The sequence below is a fragment of the Ruegeria sp. HU-ET01832 genome, assembly GCF_040371315.1.
Taxonomy (GTDB): domain Bacteria; phylum Pseudomonadota; class Alphaproteobacteria; order Rhodobacterales; family Rhodobacteraceae; genus Ruegeria; species Ruegeria lacuscaerulensis_A.
Genome location: NZ_BAABWL010000005.1, coordinates 23,319 through 44,384, shown reverse-complemented (window position 1 = coordinate 44,384; position 21,066 = coordinate 23,319). Strand labels below are relative to the sequence as shown.

Annotated in this window: 20 protein-coding genes; 13 read left to right on the top strand and 7 right to left on the bottom strand. The window is 57.2% G+C overall.

Translation table 11 applies throughout. The features are described from left to right. The first annotated feature begins 4 nt into the window (after positions 1-4). Both ABWV79_RS15305 and ABWV79_RS15300 read left to right on the top strand, forming a co-directional pair. Positions 5-1,483 carry an aldehyde dehydrogenase gene (locus ABWV79_RS15305; RefSeq protein ID WP_353392968.1) on the top strand — a complete coding sequence of 493 codons (1,479 nt, stop codon included), beginning with the start codon at positions 5-7 and terminating at the stop codon, positions 1,481-1,483. 27 nt (positions 1,484-1,510) lie between these two features. Continuing rightward, a complete protein-coding gene (locus ABWV79_RS15300; RefSeq protein ID WP_353392966.1) occupies positions 1,511-2,377 on the top strand; it encodes an urea carboxylase-associated family protein in 867 nt (288 codons plus the stop codon). On the opposite strand, the gene argE is transcribed toward ABWV79_RS15300, so the two are convergent. Together argE and ABWV79_RS15290 are read right to left on the bottom strand one after the other, a co-directional pair. Next, complete coding sequence (argE, locus tag ABWV79_RS15295) at positions 2,374-3,531, bottom strand: acetylornithine deacetylase (protein WP_353392964.1); 1,158 nt, start codon at positions 3,529-3,531, stop codon at positions 2,374-2,376. The two genes, ABWV79_RS15300 and argE, sit on opposite strands and share 4 nt — an antisense overlap. After that, a complete protein-coding gene (locus ABWV79_RS15290) occupies positions 3,528-4,712 on the bottom strand; it encodes a M24 family metallopeptidase (protein ID WP_170353065.1) in 1,185 nt (394 codons plus the stop codon). The genes argE and ABWV79_RS15290 overlap by 4 nt, the downstream gene beginning before the upstream one ends. 84 nt (positions 4,713-4,796) lie before the next feature. Here ABWV79_RS15290 and ABWV79_RS15285 point away from each other — a divergent pair, with 84 nt between their 5' ends. The 8 genes from ABWV79_RS15285 to ABWV79_RS15250 all read left to right on the top strand — a co-directional run bounded on the left by ABWV79_RS15285 (position 4,797) and on the right by ABWV79_RS15250 (position 14,047). After that, positions 4,797-5,840, top strand: a complete 1,044-nt coding sequence (locus ABWV79_RS15285; protein WP_353392962.1) for a pyridoxal-phosphate dependent enzyme — start codon at positions 4,797-4,799, stop codon at positions 5,838-5,840. Beyond that, a complete protein-coding gene (locus tag ABWV79_RS15280; RefSeq protein ID WP_353392961.1) occupies positions 5,837-6,982 on the top strand; it encodes a M24 family metallopeptidase in 1,146 nt (381 codons plus the stop codon). The genes ABWV79_RS15285 and ABWV79_RS15280 overlap by 4 nt, the downstream gene beginning before the upstream one ends. Further along, the gene (locus tag ABWV79_RS15275) at positions 6,979-7,686 is read left to right on the top strand and encodes a maleate cis-trans isomerase family protein (protein ID WP_353392960.1); all 708 of its coding nucleotides are present in this window, start codon (positions 6,979-6,981) and stop codon (positions 7,684-7,686) included. The genes ABWV79_RS15280 and ABWV79_RS15275 overlap by 4 nt, the downstream gene beginning before the upstream one ends. Positions 7,687-7,834: 148 nt before the next feature. Then, positions 7,835-8,926, top strand: a complete 1,092-nt coding sequence (locus ABWV79_RS15270; protein WP_170750912.1) for an ABC transporter ATP-binding protein — start codon at positions 7,835-7,837, stop codon at positions 8,924-8,926. A gap of 98 nt (positions 8,927-9,024) precedes the next feature. Further along, positions 9,025-10,113 carry an extracellular solute-binding protein gene (locus ABWV79_RS15265; RefSeq protein WP_170353070.1) on the top strand — a complete coding sequence of 363 codons (1,089 nt, stop codon included), beginning with the start codon at positions 9,025-9,027 and terminating at the stop codon, positions 10,111-10,113. Between the two features lie 65 nt (positions 10,114-10,178). After that, a complete protein-coding gene (locus ABWV79_RS15260) occupies positions 10,179-11,450 on the top strand; it encodes an ABC transporter permease (RefSeq protein ID WP_353392957.1) in 1,272 nt (423 codons plus the stop codon). Positions 11,451-11,455: 5 nt separating this feature from the next. Beyond that, positions 11,456-12,667, top strand: a complete 1,212-nt coding sequence (locus tag ABWV79_RS15255; protein ID WP_353392955.1) for an ABC transporter permease — start codon at positions 11,456-11,458, stop codon at positions 12,665-12,667. A 162-nt stretch (positions 12,668-12,829) separates the two neighbouring features. Then, positions 12,830-14,047, top strand: coding sequence for an aminopeptidase P family protein (locus tag ABWV79_RS15250; protein WP_353392954.1), 1,218 nt, complete (start codon positions 12,830-12,832; stop codon positions 14,045-14,047). Between the two features lie 21 nt (positions 14,048-14,068). Here ABWV79_RS15250 and speB read toward each other — a convergent pair whose 3' ends face one another. Continuing rightward, a complete protein-coding gene (speB, locus tag ABWV79_RS15245; RefSeq protein ID WP_353392952.1) occupies positions 14,069-15,043 on the bottom strand; it encodes an agmatinase in 975 nt (324 codons plus the stop codon). Positions 15,044-15,183: 140 nt separating this feature from the next. Here speB and ABWV79_RS15240 point away from each other — a divergent pair, with 140 nt between their 5' ends. The 3 genes from ABWV79_RS15240 (at position 15,184) to ABWV79_RS15230 (ending at position 17,571) form a co-directional block, all read left to right on the top strand. Then, entirely contained in the window at positions 15,184-16,026 is an 843-nt protein-coding gene (locus ABWV79_RS15240; protein ID WP_353392951.1) for a glycosyltransferase family 25 protein, read from the top strand. 121 nt (positions 16,027-16,147) lie between these two features. Continuing rightward, complete coding sequence (locus ABWV79_RS15235) at positions 16,148-16,516, top strand: group I truncated hemoglobin (protein ID WP_170750924.1); 369 nt, start codon at positions 16,148-16,150, stop codon at positions 16,514-16,516. Beyond that, positions 16,513-17,571 carry an adenylate/guanylate cyclase domain-containing protein gene (locus ABWV79_RS15230; protein ID WP_170353077.1) on the top strand — a complete coding sequence of 353 codons (1,059 nt, stop codon included), beginning with the start codon at positions 16,513-16,515 and terminating at the stop codon, positions 17,569-17,571. Before ABWV79_RS15235 ends, ABWV79_RS15230 begins: the two co-directional genes overlap by 4 nt. 6 nt (positions 17,572-17,577) lie before the next feature. Here the strand turns inward: ABWV79_RS15230 and ABWV79_RS15225 are convergent, their stop codons facing one another. From ABWV79_RS15225 to metA, 4 genes are all read right to left on the bottom strand, one after another. Beyond that, positions 17,578-18,192 (bottom strand): TetR/AcrR family transcriptional regulator, encoded by a 615-nt coding sequence (locus tag ABWV79_RS15225; RefSeq protein ID WP_353392948.1) that lies wholly within the window; start codon positions 18,190-18,192, stop codon positions 17,578-17,580. 89 nt (positions 18,193-18,281) lie between these two features. Further along, on the bottom strand, positions 18,282-19,151 hold the full coding sequence (gene ppk2, locus ABWV79_RS15220; RefSeq protein ID WP_353392946.1) for a polyphosphate kinase 2: 870 nt from the start codon (positions 19,149-19,151) through the stop codon (positions 18,282-18,284). Positions 19,152-19,200: 49 nt separating this feature from the next. After that, positions 19,201-20,145, bottom strand: a complete 945-nt coding sequence (locus ABWV79_RS15215; protein WP_353392944.1) for an alpha/beta fold hydrolase — start codon at positions 20,143-20,145, stop codon at positions 19,201-19,203. Then, on the bottom strand, positions 20,135-21,052 hold the full coding sequence (gene metA / locus ABWV79_RS15210) for a homoserine O-acetyltransferase MetA (protein ID WP_170353081.1): 918 nt from the start codon (positions 21,050-21,052) through the stop codon (positions 20,135-20,137). The genes ABWV79_RS15215 and metA overlap by 11 nt, the downstream gene beginning before the upstream one ends. Positions 21,053-21,066: the final 14 nt, after the last annotated feature.

Below are 21,066 nucleotides of genomic sequence, written 5' to 3'. Positions count from 1 at the left end.
CACCATGGGAAACCTTCCACATTTTCAGCTTTTCATTGACGGCGCATGGTCCGAGGGTGAGGATGCGCAGGTCATGACCTCGGAAAACCCGGCCACCGGGCAGGGCTGGGCCACGTTCGCCTGCGCCGCGCCCGATGACGTGAATCGCGCTGTGGCCGCAGCCAAGCGCGTGTTGGACGACCCCGCATGGCGCGACATGACGGCGACAGCGCGCGGTAAGTTACTGTACCGGCTGGCCGATCTGGTGGCGGAGCACGCGCAGAAATTGGGCGAGCTGGAGACCGCCGACAGCGGCAAGCTGCTGGCGGAAACTGCGATGCAGACGGGCTATGTGGCCGACTATTACCGCTATTTCGCGGGGCTGGCGGACAAGGTCGAAGGCACTGTTTTGCCGATCGACAAGCCCGACATGCACGTGTTTACCACGCGCGAGCCGATTGGCGTTGTCGCCGCCATTGTCCCGTGGAATGCTCAGATGTTTCTGACAGCCACCAAGCTTGGCCCGGCGCTTGCGGCGGGGTGCTCGGTGGTTCTGAAAGCCTCGGAAATCGCCCCCGCGCCGATGTTGGAATTCGCGCGGCTGATCGAATTGGCCGGGTTCCCGCCCGGCGTCGTTTCGGTCATCACCGGTGATGCCCAGAACTGCGCCATCCCGCTGACTCGCCACGCGGATGTGGACCGCATTGCCTTTACCGGAGGGCCCGAGACTGCACGCCACGTGGTGCGAAACTCGGCCGAGAATTTCGCGGTGACCTCGCTGGAGCTGGGCGGGAAATCTCCGATCCTTGTGTTTGACGACGCCGATCTGGACGGGGCCGCAAACGGGCTGATCGCCGGGAATTTCGGGGCCTCGGGTCAAAGCTGTGTGGCGGGGACGCGGGGATTGGTGCATCGTTCGATCCTTGAGCCTTTGATCGAAAAGATTTCACAAAAGGCCAGCGCTATTCGGCTGGGCGATCCGCTGCAGCCCGACACCCATGTCGGCCCGCTGTGCACCGCCGCGCAGGTCAGCAAGATTGAGGCGACACTGGCCACAGCCCAAGGGCAGGGGGCGAAAATCCGCTTTGGCGGCGCGCCCGCAGATCGCCCGGGCAATTACATGACGCCCACGCTGGTCGAATGCGCAGTGCCTGAGACCGAGACTCTGAAGGTCGAGATGTTCGGTCCGGTCATGTCTCTGCTGCCGTTCGAGACCGAAGAAGAGGCCATCGCGCTTGCCAATTCCACGCCTTATGGTCTGGGTTCCGGCGTCTTCACGCAGAACCTTGCGCGCGCGCATCGGGTGTCGAAACGCATCCGCGCGGGGATTTGCTGGGTGAATACCTATCGCGCAATTTCCCCGATTGCGCCGTTTGGCGGGTTCAATCAGTCAGGTTACGGGCGCGAGGCCGGGGTTGAGGCGATCCTGGATTACACCCGCACCAAAACCACGTGGATCAGCACCGCGCAAGAGCCGATGGCGAACCCGTTTGTGATGCGCTAAACCTGTGGAAACACAGGGAGAGCGCGCATGAAACTGAAGACACCCCACTTCCCAGCCCCCGCAGATGCGGGGGCGCGTAAGGACATCCCTCCGCTCGTCTGCTATCCGCCGGATACGCTGCCCCAACCCGATATCGCCGGGCTGAACACCTTGCGGCAAAGCGCGGTCAAAACGGCTGAGGCCACGGCGGCCCCGCGCGATGCGGCCTGTATCGAGGTGCCCGCCGGGGCCTTTGTGCGCGTGGTGTCGGTGGATGGCCCGCAGGTCGGCGATCTGAACATGTGGAACAAGCATGACCTGACCGAGCGGTTCTATTCCGGCAAAACCCGCGCTTTGCACGGTACGCACCTTTCGACCGGCGACCGCATGTGGTCCAGCTTTCCCAACATGCGCCCGATGGCAACCATCGTGGGGGACACGCTGGATTGGTACGGGTTCGATGCCTATGGCGGCTCGGTGCATGATGTGATCGGGACGCGCTGTGATCCCTATACGGGGCGGCTGCTGTCGGGGGACGACTATCACTATTGCTGCCATTCCAACCTAACCCGCGCCTTGGCTGATCATTGCGATCTGCCGCTGCACGAGGCCGAGATGCATGTGCATGACGTGCTGAATGTCTTCATGTGTACCGGCTTTACCCGCGACACAGGGCAGTATTTCATGAAGGCCAGCCCGGTGCGACCGGGCGATTTTCTTGAGTTTTACGCCGAGATTGACCTGATCGTGGGGCTGTCGGCCTGTCCCGGCGGCGATTGTTCATCCGAACATTCCTCGGACGTGGCCGCCTGCTATCCGCTGCTGATGGAGGTCTATGACCCCGGCGCGGATTCCCGCGCGGCCCATGTTCAGCCGCCGCGCTCCGCCTATGACCGGACCCACGGCGCGGGCTAGGCGGTCAGGCGGCGGCCCAATCGGTCGAGCATCCGGCAACACAGGTCCAGCTGCTCGATCTCGACATATTCGTCGGCCCTGTGCGCCTGTGTGATCGAGCCCGGGCCGCAGACGATAGCGTGAACGCCAAGCTGCTGGAACAGACCGGCCTCGGTGGCGAAGGCGACGGTGCCGGTGCCATTGGCGCCGGTCAGCTCGGCCACCAGTTTGCGGGCGGCGTTGTCCTCCATCGGCTCCAGCCCTTGCACCTCGGCCACGACGTCTTGGGTGATGCTGGCCTCGGGGTGGACGGCCTGCATCTCGGGCAGCAGGGTGTGGGTCACGTAATCGCTGAGCGTCTGGTTGACGAGGTCCGCGTCACTGGCCTGCACCGGGCGCATTTCCCAACCGATCTCGGCTTTGCTGGCGATCACGTTATGGGCCACTCCGCCGTTGAAGAACCCGACATTGATCGTGGTCCATGGGGGTTCAAACAAGTTGCCCGCAGGGGCGCGGGACTTCAGAACGTGACGCAATTCCAACAGCTTGCTGACATAGCGCGCGGCGTATTCGGCAGCGTTCACGCCGTCATCGGGGGCCGAGCTGTGACCCTCCAGACCGGTAAAACGCGTGGTGTATTCAAAGCAACCCTTATGGCCTTCGATCACCCGCATTTCGGTCGGTTCGCCGATGATGGCAATGTCCGGAACAATGCCGCGTTCGGAGAGGTCATTGACCAAATTCTGCGCGCCCAGACAGCCGGTTTCCTCATCATAGGTAAAGGCGAAATGCAGCGGTTGGGTCAGTTTTTCGACGTCCAACGCTTCGGCAAAGGCGAGCGATGCCGCGATAAACCCCTTCATATCGCAGGTGCCGCGCCCATACAGGCGGCCATCACGCTCGACCATTTCGAACGGGTCCGAGGTCCAGTCCTGATCGGCCACCGGCACCACATCCGTATGACCAGACAGCAGGATACCGCCGGGTATGTCGGGGCCGAGGGTGGCAAAGACATTGGCCTTCTTGCCTGTCTCATCGCGCGTCTCGATACAGCGCGCACCCAAGGTTTGAAGGTGGTTGGTCAGAAAACGGATGATCTCAAGATTGCTGTCGGCCGAGACCGTCTCGAACGCAATCAGATCGGCTAGAATATCTTTGGTTCGGGTCAGGGTCATGGTTTCATGAACAGTTTGCGGGGCCGGTTGCACAGGCATTCTGCAGGGCCGGAGTCGGTGATCAGGATGGTCTCGGTGATCTCAAGCCCCCAGTCGTCCATCCAAAGACCGGGCATGAAGTGGAACGTCATGCCGGGTTCCAGAACGGTTTCATCTTCCGCGCGCAAGGATATGGTGCGCTCACCCCAATCCGGCGGATAGCTGAGACCCACCGGATACCCGCATCGAGCGCCGCGTTCGATCCCGGCGCGTTCTAGCGGGGCGGCCAGCGCCAGCGCGATATCGCGCGCCCGATTGCCAGCGCGGGCGGCGTTTAGCCCAGCCTCAAGCCCCTCGACCAGCGCGGCCTCGGCCCGCAGCAGGTGGTCGGGCGGTTGACCCAGAAATACCGACCGGCAGAAAGGTGCGTGATAGCGGCGATAGCAGCCCGAGAGCTCGAAGAAGGTGCACTCCCCGGTTTTGAATGGCGCGCCATCCCATGTCAGATGCGGCGCAGCGGCATCGGGCCCCGAGGGCAGAAGGGGCACGATGGCGGCATAGTCTCCCCAATCCTCACCCACGCCCGAGACCGCGTCATGGTAAATCTGCGCCACCAGTTCGTTCTTGCGCAGGCCGGGTTCGATCCGTTCTATCACCCCATCAATCACATGTTCCGAAATCCGCGCAGCTTTGCGCATCAGGGCGATCTCTTCACCGGATTTCACGGCACGCTGCCAGTTCACCAAAGCGTTGCCATCGACCAACGTGGCCTGAGGCAATTCGGCGGCCAATGTCAGATGCGCCTTGGCCGAGTAATAGTAATTGTCCAACTCAACCCCGATACGCGCCTGCCCAAGGCCATTTTCAAGCAGCAACTTAGCAAGGTCTTGCATTGGGTGCCGCTCGGTCGATTGAACATAGTTATCTGCATAGCCGTGAATGCGGTCATCGCTCATCCAGACCGTGCGCCGCGCGCCGTTGGCGTCCTGATTGCGGCCCCACCAGATTGGATCGGCATCGTGTAGAACGACGACGCCCTGATGCACGTAGAAGGACCAGCCCTCATACCCGGTCAGCCACGCCATATTCGATGGGTCCTGCACAAACAGGGCATTTAAACCAGCGGCTGCCATTGCGGAACGCGTCTTGGTAAGCCGGCGATCATATTCGGCGCGTGAAAAGGCCGGATTGGCATGAGGCATAGCAGCTCCAGTCGTGTTCGAGTTATGTTGACAGAACTGGACGAATGCAGTCACGTCAATGGGCAACTCAGGAAAGACGCCCCATTGAAGATCACACTCAATCCACATCGCGGAGGCCGGAAACTTGCCGCTTCTGCTCCGTACCCGTCCATTGATGCAGCCCGCGTAGCCGATCTTCTGTCGCAATGCCCCGCTGCGGGTGAAACTCCATTGGTCGATGCAAAAGAGCTTGCCGACGTGGCCAATCTTTGGATCAAGGACGAGCGCGGCCGCATGAATCTTGGGTCTTTCAAGGCGCTTGGGGCGGCCTACGTAATCGCGCGACATGCGGCCGAGGCAACGGATGCGCCGGACCGCAATACATTGAACAGTCGAACCTATGTGACGGCCAGTGCAGGAAACCATGGCATGAGCGTCGCCGCAGGCGCGCGGGCATTTGGCGCGCAGGCGGTCGTCTATATCGCCGAAACTGTACCGGAGCGTTTCGCGGACCGCCTCCGCGCGCAAAAGGCGCAGGTTGTGCGCCAAGGCGTCGATTATGCCGCCAGTATGGAGGCCGCCAACCAAGCCGCGCAGGAAAACGGGTGGACGTTGCTGTCCGACAGTTCTTGGGACGGATATATCGAAATTCCGCATATGCTTATGGAGGGGTATCTGCAGATGGCTGCCGAGGCCGTGCGTCAATGTCCGGAAATGCCCAGCCACATCATGTTGCAGGCCGGGGTTGGCGGGCTGGCCGGCGCGGTGGCGGCCTATGCGCGCCATGTCTGGGGTGACGCGCCCAAAATCATCGTGGTCGAGCCCGAGTCCGCCCCCGCGCTACAGGCCAGTATCGAGGCCGGGGCCTGCGTTTTCGCGGATGGCCCTGACAGCATAATGGGACGTCTGGATTGCAAGGAACCTTCGTTGATCGCTCTGAACGGCTTGGCCAGAGATGCCGACGCGTTTTTGACTTTGACCGATGACGATGTTGTTCAGCATTTGCCTGCGATGGCGGCGACTGGGGTGGCAACGACGGCATCCGGTGGGGCAGGGATTGCCGCTGCCATGAATGCCCAAGTGCTGCAGCGTTTAGGAATTGGTGCGGACGCCAAGGTTCTGTGCTTTCTGTCCGAGATTGCGGAATGAGAGGGTTCGACACTGCTGAGTTCACCGCCCGGTTGCAGCGTGCACAAAAGATGATGGCCCAAGCGGACTTGTCTGCCTTGCTGCTGACAACTGAACCCGAGATTCGGTACTTTACCGGCTACTTGACCCGGTTTTGGGAAAGCCCGACCCGACCTTGGTTTCTGGTGGTTCCGGTCAGTGGAAAACCGATTGCCGTTATCCCCTCTATTGGTGCTGCACTGATGGGGCAAACCTGGATCGACGATATCCGAACCTGGAGCTCTCCGGACTTGTTGGATGACGGCGTTAGTCTGTTGGCGGAAACCCTGATCGAGGTCACTCCGACGGATGCCACTATTGGTTTGCCTGATGGGCACGAAACCCATGTCCGTATGCCGATGGCCGATTTGTTGCGCCTTCAATCGCTATTGGGCTCGCGGAGGGTTGCTGGCGATGCGGAACTTATGCGCGGCCTTCGGATGATCAAATCAACGGCGGAGATCGCGAAAATCGAAACCGCGTGCGCGATTGCCGCGCGGGCTTTTCAGCATGTTCCTGAAATCGCAGGATCTGGCATTGCCGTTGATGAGGTGTTTAGAAAGTTCCAAATGCTGTGTCTGGAGGAAGGCGCCGATTGGGTGCCCTATCTTGCGGGCGGTGCCGAGCAGGGGGGATATACGGATGTAATCTCTCCGGCCCGAGATACGGCGATGGAGGACGGAGATGTCTTGATGTTGGACACTGGTTTGGTGTGGGACGGGTATTTTTGTGACTACGACCGAAACTGGTCGATTGGTCCGGCCTCGACGTCAGTGCGTTCTGCGTATGCAACCTTGATTGAGGCGTCAGATGCAGCATTCGAGATTGCAAAGCCGGGCGCGACCGCTTCTGACCTTCATCATGCAATGAACAGTGTTCTGTCGCGTCAAAATGCGGATACAGGGGCTGGGCGTCTGGGGCATGGCCTGGGGATGTCCCTCACAGAATGGCCTTCGTTGATTCCCGACGATCATACTGTGTTGCAACCCGGCATGGTTTTGACGCTCGAACCCGGAATAGCCGTTGGCGACAAAATTCTCGTTCACGAAGAGAACATCGTGATTACAGAAGACGCGCCGCGGTTCATCACCCCTCGGCTTGGGCCGGAGTTGCCTGTGATATGAGCTATTTACCCTATGAACTGGAAGAGGACGACCCGCAGCTCAACCCCATGGGCTTGATCGTCTTGCAGACGGACGAAACGATTGAACCGGAATTCAGCGCTTACTTCGCAAATTGCCGCGCGCCGATTTACGTTTCCAGAATTCCCAGCGGCGCAGAGGTGACAACGGACACGCTGGCCCAGATGGAGAACGCCCTTCCTGCAGCCTCAGATCTATTGCCCAAAGTCCGGCCTTATAAGGTTGTGGGGTATGGCTGCACCTCGGCCAGCTCCGTGATCGGTTCAGCTATGGTCGAGCGCATGGTTCAAAAGACCTGCAACGTTGCGACCGTCACGAATCCGCTGCGTGCAGCTTCCGCCTGCGCTGCGGAAAAAGGTGTTTCCAAATTCGCTTTGCTGTCGCCCTATATCGAAGAAGTGAACGATCCATTACGCCGTGCCTTCGCAAAAAACGGGGTGACAATGGACGTTTTTGGCTCATTCGGTGAGTCCGAGGAATCCAAGGTTGTTCGAATATCCCGCCAATCGCTAGTCGACGCGGCGCTTAACCTGGGCTCTGATTCGGCGGTAGAGGGTGTTTTTATAAGCTGCACGAATCTAAGGACTTTTGACGCTTTGCCAGAAATTGAAAGTCGGCTGGGAAAGCCGGTTCTTTCAAGCAATCAAAGCCTTGCGTGGCATATGCGACGCTTGAATGACGCCTGAATATCAGGCGTGTGGCGCTTTCTTTGTCATTCTCCTGACATATTTTGGTTGCGTCGCCCGTCCTGCTTGTCCTTAAATGGGTTCCGACAGGTCCTTGAGATCCGGATAAACCGGGCAAGCAAGGACAGACAGGGGAGCCAAGTTGGTAATGTCTAATGACGCAGCGTTCGTCGAGTTTCAGCGTGTCCAGAAATCTTACGACGGCGAGATCCTTGTCGTAAAAGATCTAAATCTTTCAATGCCTAAAGGTGAGTTCCTGACAATGCTCGGCCCGTCCGGGTCAGGCAAAACTACTTGCCTTATGATGTTGGCCGGGTTCGAAACAGCAACCCATGGCGAGATCATGTTGGATGGTCGTCCGATCAACAATATTCCGCCGCACAAGCGGGGGATCGGCATGGTTTTTCAGAACTATGCGCTTTTCCCGCACATGACGGTTGCCGAAAATCTCGCTTTCCCGTTGGAGGTGCGAAAAATCGGCAAGGACGAGCGCGAAGAAAAAGTGAAACGCGCCCTGGATATGGTTCAGATGGGGGCATTTGGCAGCCGGCGCCCCGCTCAGTTGTCCGGTGGTCAACAGCAGCGGATCGCATTGGCCCGCGCACTAGTTTTTGAACCCGAGCTTGTTTTGATGGACGAGCCGTTGGGTGCGTTGGATAAACAGTTGCGCGAGCATATGCAGTTCGAAATCACGCGTCTGGCGCATGAGTTGGGTATTACCACTGTTTACGTAACCCACGACCAGACCGAAGCGTTGACCATGTCGGACCGTGTGGCTGTTTTCGACGACGGACGAATTCAGCAACTTGCGCCGCCCGATTTGCTTTATGAAGAGCCGGAAAACAGCTTTGTGGCTCAATTTATCGGTGAAAACAACACATTGGAAGGTGTCGTTAAGTCGATTGACGGCGACTCGTGTGTTGTTGCGCTGGACGATGGGTCTGAGATTGACGCTAAACCGGTGAATGTGACAGCTGCGGGTGAGCGCACCAAAGTGTCGATCCGTCCCGAACGGGTTGAATTCAACAAAGATCGTCTGCACGCTGATGCACATACGCTTAAAGCAACGGTGAAAGAGTTCATCTATATGGGCGACGTGTTCCGCTTTCGTCTGTCGGTTGCTGGGAACGATGACTTCATCATCAAAACCCGCAACGCGCCGGACGCGGTTCGTCTGTCTCCCGGTCAGGAGGTCGAAATCGGCTGGCTGGCCCATGACTGCAGGGCGCTGGACGCCTGAGTCACAAATACCCCGCGTCTGCGGGGCAAGAGTTGGCCGGTTTGCCCCGTGATCCGGCCTAAGAAAGTAAAAGTAACGGGTATAACAGGGAGTTAAACATGAAAGTTAAAACCACTCTTATGGCAAGTGCGGTTGCTGCCGTAGCCGGTGGTGCGATGGCCGAAGAAATGACCATCGTGTCCTGGGGCGGTGCCTATTCCAAGTCGCAGTTGAAAGCATATCACGAGCCCTATTCGGAAAAGACAGGCGTCACCATCCTGAACGATGACAGCTCGGCTGAGGCGGTGGCCAAACTGCGCGCGATGAACGAAGCGGGCAACATCACTTGGGATGTGGTGGATGTTGTTGCAGCGGATGCGATCCGTTTGTGCGACGAAGGTCTGGCGATGGAGATCGATTTCGACAGCCAACTGGCCGCCGCACCTGACGGGACACCAGCATCCGAAGATTTCGGTGATCTGTTGGTCAGTGACTGCTTTATCCCGCAGATCGTGTACTCGACCACTTTCGGCTATCGTACCGATCTGGTGGGTGACACGCCTCCGACCGAGATCTGCGCCGTGTTCGATCTGGAAAACTATCCCGGCAAACGTTCGCTGGAAAAGCGTCCGATCAACAATATGGAATGGGCGCTTCTGTGTGATGGTGTAGCCAAGGACGACGTCTATGACGTTCTGGCGACACCGGAAGGTCAGGATCAGGCTCTGGCCAAGCTGGATACTATTAAGGACAGCGTTGTCTGGTGGTCTGCCGGTGCCGACACACCGCAGTTGCTGGCCGACGGCGAAGTCATCATGGGCTCGACCTATAACGGTCGTTTGTTCAGCGTGATCGAAGAGCAGAAACAGCCCGTCGCCATGCTGTGGGACGCGCAGGTATTCGATCTGGATGGCTGGATCATCCCCGCCGGTCTGAGCGAAGAGCGTCAGCAGCGCGCGCTGGACTACATCATGTTCGCCACTGACACCCAGCGTCTGGCGGATCAGGCCAAGTACATCTCGTACGGTCCGGCCCGTGCCTCGTCGGCGCCGCTGGTTGGTCAGCACGCCGATCTGGGCATCGACATGGCACCGCACATGCCGACCGACCCGGAAAACGCCAAGAATACGTTCCTGTATAACTACGAGTTCTGGGCAGACTACCGTGACGATATCGACGCCAAGTTCCAGGCGTGGCTGGCACAATAAGCCTTTTGTGACAAATGGTTGGGGCCGGTTTTGGCCCCAACCCACCAAAAGACCAAGGGACGCAGATGACTGACGCAACTCAATCAGGTCCGATGCTGGCCGCTGACGGCACGCCTCTGAAAAAATCGCTGGCGCGGTCGTTAAGACGTCGCAAACTTAGGGCGCTGGCCCTTATTGCGCCGTTGCTGCTGTTTGTGCTGTTGTCCTTTGTAATCCCGATCGTGTCCATGTTGTTCCGTTCGGTCGAGAACGGGATTGTGGCTGATACGCTGCCCCTGACCGTGGTCGAGTTGAAGAACTGGGATGCGGAAAGCGGCGAACTACCGGATGAGGCATTATACGCCGCGTTCACGAAAGATATGGTCGTTGCCATTGACGAAAAGACACACACACGGCTTGGCTCGCGCCTGAACTATGAGCAGACGGGTATGTCCTCGATGTTCCGTCGCTCGGGCCGCCAGATTAAAAAACTTGACCCTGAAACCGATGGCCCGTTCAAGGACAAGCTGATCGACATTCACGACGGTTGGGGGGATGTCGAAACCTGGCGCACCATCAAGACCCACGCTGTTCCGATCACCAACGGATATTTCCTGAACGCAATCGACATGCGCCGTACGCCCGAAGGTGCGCAGGCGCAGCCTGAGGACAAACAGATCCTAATCAAGCTGTTTGGGCGTACGCTGATGATGTCGCTGATCATCACTGCTTCGTGCATCCTACTTGCCTATCCGGTGTCATATATTCTGGCGACCCTGCCGATGCGGGTGTCGAACCTGCTGATGATCCTTGTGTTGCTGCCGTTCTGGACATCACTTCTGGTGCGAACGTCTGCGTGGAAGGTGATGTTGCAGCAGCAGGGGGTGATCAACGAAACGCTGGTCTGGCTGGGATTGGTAGCGGATGACGCGCGATTGGTGATCATCAACAACCAGTTCGGCACGATTATCGCGATGACGCATATCCTGCTGCCGTTCATGATATTACCGATGTATTCGGTGATGCAGACCATTCCTGAATCCTACACCCGCGCCGCGAAATCCATGGGAGCGACCAACTGGACGACCTTCTGGCGCATCTACTTCCCGCAATCTATCCCGGGCATTGGTGCGGGGTCGATCCTCGTGTTCATCCTTGCCATCGGCTACTACATCACGCCGGAAATCGTTGGCGGCACGAAAGGTGTCTTTATCTCGAACCGGATTGCGTACCACATCTCATCCTCGCTGAACTGGGGATTGGCGGCTGCGCTCGGGACGATCCTGCTGGCGGTCGTTCTGTTACTCTACTGGTGCTATGACAAGATCGTAGGCATCGACAACGTGAAGCTGGGATAAAGACGATGGCAGCACTAACACCAATATCCCGCAAACCCATGTCGGTGGTTCTGCCCGCTGTGGCCATCGCCGGAGGTTTCGTCGGTATGTTCGTCGGCGCCGGGCAGGGCAGTGTCCTGCTGGGGATCGTGATCGGAGCCGCTCTGATGGCGGGTCTGGCTTGGCTTTACATGAATGTCCTGGACAATGAGCGTGTCGCCCGCTGGATCACGATTCTTGGGATGGGCGTGTTGGGCTTTGTGTTCGCTGGGGTGACTGGCCTGATCATCGGCTTGTTGGTGGGGTGGTTTTTTGCCTTCTTCATCTTCTGGCTTTACGAAGGGCGATACCGCCAAAAACTTCTGCCTTATATGACCGGTCGACAGGTGTTCTGGCACTATACGTTCCGGGTGATCTGCGGTGCGATATTTGTGTTCCTGATCACACCGATCCTTGTGGTTTTGCCACTGTCGTTCAACGCGCAGGATTTCTTTACCTTCACGCCTGAAATGCTGCGGCTGGACCCCGAAGGCTATTCGCTGAAGCATTACCGTGACTTCTTCACCAACAATGAATGGCAGCGCAGCTTCAAGAACTCGTTGATCATCGCGCCGATTGCGACGATCATCTCCGTGTCGCTGGGCACACTGGCGGCCATCGGCCTCAGCCAGAGCCACGTTCCGGGCAAACGGGCGATTATGGGTATCCTGATTTCACCCATGATCGTTCCGCTGATCATCTCGGCCACCGGCATGTTCTTTTTCTACAGCGATATCGGCCGGTTCCTTGAAGGAACGCTGGGCATGGACAAGAACTTTGTGGGCTATGTGAAGGTTATCCTTGCCCACGCGGTTCTGGGTATTCCGTTCGTGATCATCACTGTGACGGCGACCTTGGTCGGCTTTGATCAGTCGCTCACCCGTGCAGCGGCGAACATGGGGGCAGGGCCGGTGCGGACCTTCTTCAAGATCCAGATGCCGCTGATCCTGCCGGGTGTAATCTCAGGTGGCTTGTTCGCCTTTATCACTTCGTTTGATGAGGTGGTTGTGGTGCTGTTCGTCGGTTCGGCCAGCCAGAAAACGCTGCCATGGCAGATGTTCACAGGTCTGCGCGAACAGATCAGCCCGACCATTTTGGCGGTGGCGACAATCCTTGTGGTAATCTCAATCGCGCTGTTGACCACGGTTGAATTGCTGCGCCGCCGGTCCGAGCGTCTGCGGGGGCTTTCCCCCGCTTGACGCGCGCCGCGGCGTGATTTAGCCATTGCGATATGCAGTCCGGTCACGATGGCGTCGTGACATCTATACGGGCGCATGGCTCTCGGTTCCCGAGGCCGCTTGTCCTGAACGCCGGGACTTGTGGCCGGGCACCTTTCGTCCGGCATTGCAGGAGAGAGCATGATGACAGACCTGACAAACCGCCCCGAGTTCTTCACCAGCCACAATGGCGATAAGGCCCCGTTGCCGTTCAGTAAGGCCGAATATGACCGCCGCCTGTCGGGCCTGCGCGCCATGATGACCGCACGCGATATTCCGGCGGTGCTGCTGACCTCGATGCACAATATCGCCTATTACTCGGGCTTTTTGTATTGCGCCTTTGGCCGTCCTTATGGCTGCGTGGTGACGCAGGACGCGTGCACGACGGTGTCGGCGAATATTGACGCGGGCCAGCCGTGGCGACGCTCGGTCGAAGAAAACGTGATCTACACCGACTGGAAGCGCGACAATTACTGGCGCGCGGTGGCCAGCCTGATCGGCGGTGCCAAGCGGATCGGGATCGAAGGCGACCACATGACGCTGGCCGCGCGTGACACGGCGCTGGCGATGCTGGGCCAGCCCGAGCTGGTGGATGTGGCCGCTGATACGATGGCCGCTCGCATGGTGAAATCGGCAGAAGAGATCGAGTTGATCAAGGGCGGTGCGCGCACCGCAGATGTGGGTGGGGCCGCCATCCACGCCGCGATCCGTGAAGGCGCAACCGAGATCGAGATCGCCATGGCCGGGCGCGATGCGATGGAGGCTGAGATCGCGCGCGCTTACCCGGATGCCGAATACCGCGACACCTGGGTCTGGTTCCAGTCAGGCCTGAATACGGACGGCGCGCATAACCCGGTGACCAAGCGGGCGTTGCAAAAGGGCGATATCCTGTCGCTGAACACCTTCCCGATGATCTCGGGCTATTACACCGCGTTGGAGCGCACCCTGTTTCTGGGCGAACCAGACGCCGACAGCCTGCGCATCTGGAAGGCCAATGTGGCCGCGCATGAACTTGGTCTAAGCCTGATCAAACCCGGCGCGACTTGCTCGGGCATCACCGCCGAGATCAACCGGTTCTTTGCAGATGAGGGGCTGCTGCAATATCGCTCCTTCGGCTATGGCCACTCGTTCGGCGTTCTCAGCCATTACTATGGGCGCGAGGCAGGGCTGGAGCTGCGTGAAGATATCGACACCGTATTGGAACCCGGCATGGTCGTGTCGATCGAGCCGATGCTGTGGATTCCCGAAGGACAGCCCGGTGCCGGTGGCTATCGTGAGCATGACATTCTGGTTGTCGGCGAGGACGGGGCCGAAAACATCACCGGCTTCCCTTATGGGCCGGAACACAACACGATCACCTGACTCAAAACGCAGGAGGGGCGCTTAGCCCCTCTTGCCACGCTCATGAAAAATGAACCCGATAAAGTTCAGCAACACCTGCGCGGCCAGAATCTGCGTGCTCTCAGTAGGGTCGTAATTCGGCGCAACTTCGACCAGATCAATACCGACCACATCGCCGCGTTGCGCCAGACCTTGAAGGATTTCCAGCACGTCATAATACAGAAACCCCCCGTGGCTGGGCGTGCCGGTGCCCGACGCAATCGATGGGCAAAAAGCGTCGATATCAATCGTCACATAATACCGCGTGCCTTCGGGGATGCGCGCCAAGACACCCTCGGTTCCCAGTTTGCGGACCTGTCGAACAGACAGGATATCAGACCCTCGGGCGCGGGCATCCTCATAGCCTTCCTTTGCGGTTGAGGACACATTGCGGATGCCCAACTGCGTTATGCCCGAGACGTAGTCTTTCTCAATCGCGCGCCGCATCGGGTTGCCGTGGCCGGCAGTGACCCCGTGGCGTTCATCCACGAAATCCAGATGGGCGTCGATCTGAACCACATGGATCGGACCATTTTCCGCGCAATCGTCAGAAAAAGCATTGATGCAGGGGATGTTGATTGAGTGATCTCCGCCGATGGTGACGGGCAGGGCGCCTGCGTCCAGAATCTTCTGGACCCCGAACTGGATATTGGCGTGGCTTTCCTCGGTCTTGGTGTGGATGATATCCGCGTCGCCGATATCGACCATCCGGACCGAGCTATCCAGATAGGTCGCGTCATCCTCGTGATCATACGCCCCGGCATGGCCAAAGCTGAACAGTGTCGACGCCTCACGCACCGCACGTGGCCCGAACCGAGCGCCGGATCTCCATTGTGTGCCGAAATCGAAGGGTGCGCCCATGATCGCCACATCAGCGTCGATCTGGTCCCAATCCTCGACATAAGGTGACTTGCCAAAGGTCGAAATACCGACGAATGGCAGGTTCAGACGGCCACTTGCATACCCATGAGACGACATAGCGCGATTCCCGTTTCTTGTTTGTCCGTTGCAGCTTAGAAGCGTTGTCTTAAGCAGGATAGTTTTCTTTGAGGGGTGGATGGGTTGAATGTCGCCCGCCAAGGGTGTCTATCTGAGCGAAAGGTCTGAAAGGAATTGCCGTGGGACAGCACGAACTGCCACCCAAGACAGGTGTGTTCTACATCAATCTGGATCGTGTTCCCGCCCGTCGGGATTTTATGGAACGGCAGTTCGCGCACGCTGGCCTGTCCGCTGCCGTCCGTTTCAGTGCCGTTGACGGGCAGCGAACTGGCGCGTTGGACCAGAACAGCTATGTTCCCGGCACTGGTAGCCGTTGGGGGCTGAAGCAAAGCGAGATCGCCTGTTTCGAAAGCCACCGTGCCGTTTGGCAAGCCGCCGTTGATCAGGACTTGGGGGCTGTGGCTGTTTTTGAGGATGACGTGGAAATGTCCAGCAGTGCAGGACGCGTTGTCACCAATATTCTGAATGAAAGTTCCAAGTTTGATTTTGTGAAGCTTGATTATTCCCCCCGAGAGTTGCGATTTGGGGCCCTTCAGACCGTTGGCGCAGTTGACGTGCGACCGATGTTGGAGATGGCACCAAGCGCTGCTGCGTATGTCTTGTCGAATGCCGCCTGCCGTAAGCTATTGGCCTGGTCCACCGCCTATTCCGACCACCTGGATGACTTCGTCTCGATCCCGCGTGCGGATTGGCGCATGTTTCAGTGCTTTCCGGCCGTCGGTGTGCAGGTTATCTGGTCTCAGCATCAGGAACAGACGCAAGAGGATGTTAAGGTCAGCGAACGCTCTAGGGATCGTAAAACCAACAGCGGCCTGGACAAAGGGCCCACTTGGTTCCGCTTGCGACGAGAGCTTTTGGCCGCACAGCGGAAACTGTATTGGCGGATGGGTGGCCAAAAGCGGCTGATCCGGAAGGGCGGCTTTGTTGGCTTTATTCCTTGTGCGGGCGATCTCAACGTTTAGGCGCGTCGTTTTGTGGTGCCGCGAGCCCATTCGGTGCTTTCTGCACGTATTAGCGTTAACAAAACTGTCAGTTTGATATAACGTTGTGGTGTTGTTTACGGGTGGCGCACGGGTTCGCAGCATGAGTCAGACGATTTACGAACGCTACGGTGGGTTCAAAACGATCAGTCGGATCGTTATGACGTTCTATGAAATGGCCTTGGATTCCGATCAGATCGGAGGGCATTTTGAAGATATCGATATGCCGCGTCTGATCGACCACCAGACCAAATTTGTATCCTCTTTGGTTGGTGGACCCGCTTCGTTCAGCGATGAGCGTATCGAGGCCGTGCATCGGCACCTCAATATTTCACACGAGGATTTTGATGAGATGGCTGCGCTGTTTGCGCAGGCGCTTGAAATGCACGGGATGGATGACTCTCATGTTAAAATCGCGCTGGGAGCCATTGAATCGAAACGCAGAATAATCGTTACACGCAGCGCGGCATGAGCATTTTAGCAATAAATGAGCAACTGTTGCGCGCTATCGGAGTCGGTGTTGCGGTTGTTCGCGCCTCGGACCTTGGCTTTGTCTTTTACAATGGTCCGTTTTCAGAATGGTTCGGCACACCGGCTGAGGGCCAAACTCTGTTGGACGTTTTCCCGACCCTTGATCAGCGTGAGTTGGAAGACGTCAAGCAATCGGGGTTGCGCTATTCCTTCGAAATGCAACTGAAGCCAAAGCGCAGGACTTTGGTCTTCGCGACGGCCATTTCATTGGCCAACGGCGCGGAAGAGCAGCTTTTGGTCATTGAGTGCCAGAACATCACCCGCATTCGTGAACTGGAAAGCATGATCGACAGTTACTCGACCATGGTGGAACGCAATACGCGCGAATTGGAGCGGGAAAAAGAGCGGGTCGAGCGGCTTTTGCTAAATCTGATGCCGCGCGCTGTGTATGAAGAATTTAAGACGTTTGGCGTTGTCACGCCTCAGCTGTACGATCAAGTTTCAGTTGTTATGCTTGATTTCGTGGGCTTCACCGACTTTGCCGCCAAGACGGATCCGACGGTTACACTGAGTGAATTGAACGACATTTTCACAGCTTTTGACCGCATCGTCGAACAATTTGGCTGCGAGAGGATCAAGACCATCGGCGACGCGTATCTTGCTGTATCCGGGATGCCGGATGCTACGCCGGACCATGCGACCGCAGTTGCACATTGTGCAGTCCGGTTCTTGCGGTACTTGGAACGTCGCAACGAAAGCCACCCGCACAAGTGGCAGGCAAGAATTGGTCTGGGAATGGGCCCCGCCGTGGGATCTGTGGTTGGGATTCAGAAATACGTCTACGATGTGTTCGGACCTGCGGTTAACATTGCGTCTCGGCTGCAAGTCTTTGCCAACCCAATGAATATTGTCGCTCCGGAAGAGATGAAATATGCGTTGATCGACGAGTTTCAGGTCTCCGACTTAGGACGCGTTGACATCAAGGGTATGGGCGAGATGGATCTGATCAATGTGACGTCGGGTTTGAGCATGCCACAGCCCCGGCATTTGTTTTAGTCATCGTCATTCGTCGGGTGGCACCAGTCCCAGTCCGCGCAAATAGATGCCTATCCCTGATTCCAACAAGTCCTCGGGCGGGAAGGGAGAGCTTGCACCAGTATTGCGCGCAAACAGCTCTACCACCCCGTGGCTCATGGCCCAGATATGAGCGCTGAACATCGAGGCCGGAGGGCGCTTTTCTGGTGGGATATGTTGGGACAGGTCAGAGGCGGCCTTTTCAAGTACGCTTTTGGCGCGGTTCGCGGCCAGTGAAAGTTCCGGCGTACGATTGAGCGAAATGCCACTTTCGAACATCGCGATGTAGTGACCGGGATGCTTGCGGGCAAAAGCCAGATAGGCCCGACCGGTCGCCTCGAACGCGGCCAAAGCTGACGGTTGCCCCTTGTCGTAGGCATATTGCATCAGATCCGCGAACATCTCGAAACCCTGACGAGCTGCCTCAGCAATCAGATCCTCGCGACCCTGATAGTGCCTATACACTGCAGCGGGTGTAACCCCGGCAGTCTTTGCGGCCTCGGATAAGGTGAAGCCGGTCGGGCCCTTCTTTTCAATCAGCGACAAAGCAGCCTCGATCAGCGCTTGTTTTAGATTGCCGTGGTGATACCCGCGTTTCGTCATCTCCTGATCAGCTGCCTTTGTTGTCGTTGTTTGTTGTTATTTCGACATAATCCGTGACCGGGCTTCGTCCAATAGCAACAGTGGAACACTCATGCATCCCAGATGTCCGGACCGCCACAGATTTTCGGGTCATTTTCACCGATGGCATCTGCGTCTTTTTCATCATAGTCAACCGCGTGCAGAACCGTCCGGATTGCAGCCAAACGCGCGCGTTTCTTGTCGTCGGAACGAACAATCGTCCAGGGACAGTGGTCAGAATGGCTGCGGGTCAGTGTTTCGCTGATCGATTGCGTGTACTCATCCCACTTACTAAGCCCAGCGACATCAATGGGACTAAGTTTCCATTGTTTGAGGGGGTCAGTTTCGCGCGCAAGAAACCGGTTCAACTGTTCGGCGCGACCGACATTCAACCAAAACTTAAACAACTGGATACCGTCATTGACCAGCCCGGTCTCAAGCGGCAGGACCTGTCGGAAAAATTTTTCGCGTTCAACAGCTTCGCAAAAACCGAAAACGTTTTCGACAACGCCGCGGTTGTACCAGCTGCGGTCAAAAAACACGATTTCTCCCGCCGCAGGTAGATGTTGGATATAGCGTTGGAAATACCATTGGCTGCGTTCCTGATCCGAGGGTTTACTGAGCGCAACATTGCGTGCCCCGCGCGGGTTAAGGTTTTCTCGGAACCGTTTGATTGTACCGCCTTTACCTGCGGCATCGCGGCCTTCGAAAATAAGCGCGATGCGGCTGCCGGACTCTTTTACCCAAGATTGCATTTTGACTAGCTCGACCTGCAGAGCCTCCATCTGCTTGTCATAGTCCTTACGCTTCATGCGCTCGTTGTAAGGGTATGATGGATTGAGGATGTCGTCTTTGTCGGATTTCTCGATGGCCGAGCGGACATCCTTTGGCGCTTCTTTACGAAAGTATTTTTCAATAGAGCCTTTTTCAGACCGGGCCATACCTCACCTCACAATAAAACCCATAACTTACTATGGATTAGCCGGCGAATTAACGCAAACCTGCCCTTTGGGCTGCGCGATCAATGGCTGCGGCGACTTCGGGGGCTGCGACGACCTGCGGCATGTGGCCAATGCCCTCAAGCTCGATCAGCTCTGCGCCGGGAATCTGTTCGATCAAGCGATGTGAGTGCCAACCCAGACCCACGGTGTCATCCGCAGTGCCGTGTACGATCTCGGTCGGTACGTCGATGTTCTTATAGCTGGGTTGCAGGGCGCGCACTTCTTCCAGAAGGTTGGCACGTTGCTTGGCGTTGGCGTGCATCGAAGCACGACGGATCGTTAAGCCGGTGCCAAAATGGTCTGCATATCCTTCAGGGGCCGTTTGAGGCGCGAAGACGCGATCCAAAGCTTGTTCGACATACCATTCCGGAACAAACGCGCTGATCAGCGGCAGCGCCAGCACATTTCCTGTTGGTGTTGAGGCCATCTTGTTGAACCCATCAAGAGGTGTCTCCCACGGGATGGCAGCAGGCGCTATCAGGACCAGCGCTGAAAGGTTATCAGGACGCGTCACTGCCCATGCCAGAGACACAGCCCCCCCATAGCTTTGCCCCGCTACTATAGGTTTCTTGGCCCCAAGTTTTTCAGCCGCTTTTTGCAAGATTTCCGCTTGTTCTACAATAGTTTCCCCGTTGGGATTAAAGCTGTCGCTATATCCCAGGCCGGGACGGTCGAATACGATAACCCGGTAGCGTTCGGCAAGGATCGGCGCCAGCGCAAAGGTCATGTCCCGTGTGTTACCACTCGATCCATGGATCAAAACAACATCGGGGCCATTACCCATTATGACAGCGTGAATGCCGACGCCATCAACGTCGATGATCTGGCCCTCTGGTGGGAAAGCAGTTTCCGCGCGCGCCTTGTTGTGCGACTCGCGCCAAGTGGTGATGACGGCGACGAGCAAAAGAACTGTTATAAGCGCTTTAACGGCCAATGTTTTCCATCTCGAACGGGGTGGACTGATAAATTTCGTTGACCCAGTTACCGTAGAGCAAATGCGCATGGCTGCGCCATCGGTTCTGCGGCGGGCGACTTGGATCGTCGTCAGGGTAGTAGTTCATTGGCACGTTGATTGGGGTACCGTTGGCCACGTCGCGGTCATATTCCTGTTTCAGCGTATCACTGTCATATTCGAAATGATTGAAGATATAGATCGCGCGGTGGGCTTGATCCTCGACAAGGCACGGTCCGACTTCGTCACTGCCCAAAAGCGTCTTTAACCCCGAGGCGGTGTCGATTTCGGATTGCTTCATTTCTGTCCAACGGCTGACAGGGATAACGCAATCGTCCGAAAAACCCCGTAAGAAAGGGGACGCGGGTGCAAGATTACTGTGACGGAAACATCCAAACGCCTTGGCGTCCAGGATGTGCTTTTTGACACCGTGGAAATGATTGATCATCGCCATTCCACCCCAACAAACGCCAAAAGTCGAATGGACATTTGTCTGAGTCCACTCAAAGACTTCGCTGATTTCGTCCCAGTAGGTGACATCATTGAACTCAAGATGTTCGATAGGTGCGCCGGTGATAATCAGGCCATCAAATTTCTGATCTTTGACTTCCTGAAACGGGCGGTAGAACTCAGCCATGTGTTCGGCCGCAGTATTTTTCGTGCGATGCTCGGTCATCCGGATCAACGACAAGTCGATCTGCAAGGGCGTCGCGCCAATCAGGCGGGCGAATTGGTTTTCGGTCTGAATCTTTTTCGGCATCAGGTTCAGCAACCCGATCCGCAAAGGACGAATATCCTGACGCATTGCCTGATCCTCTGCCATGACCATGACACCCTCTTTCGAGAGAACGTCAAATGCGGGCAGGTCGGAGGGAATCTTGATTGGCATCAGTGCAAGCCTTT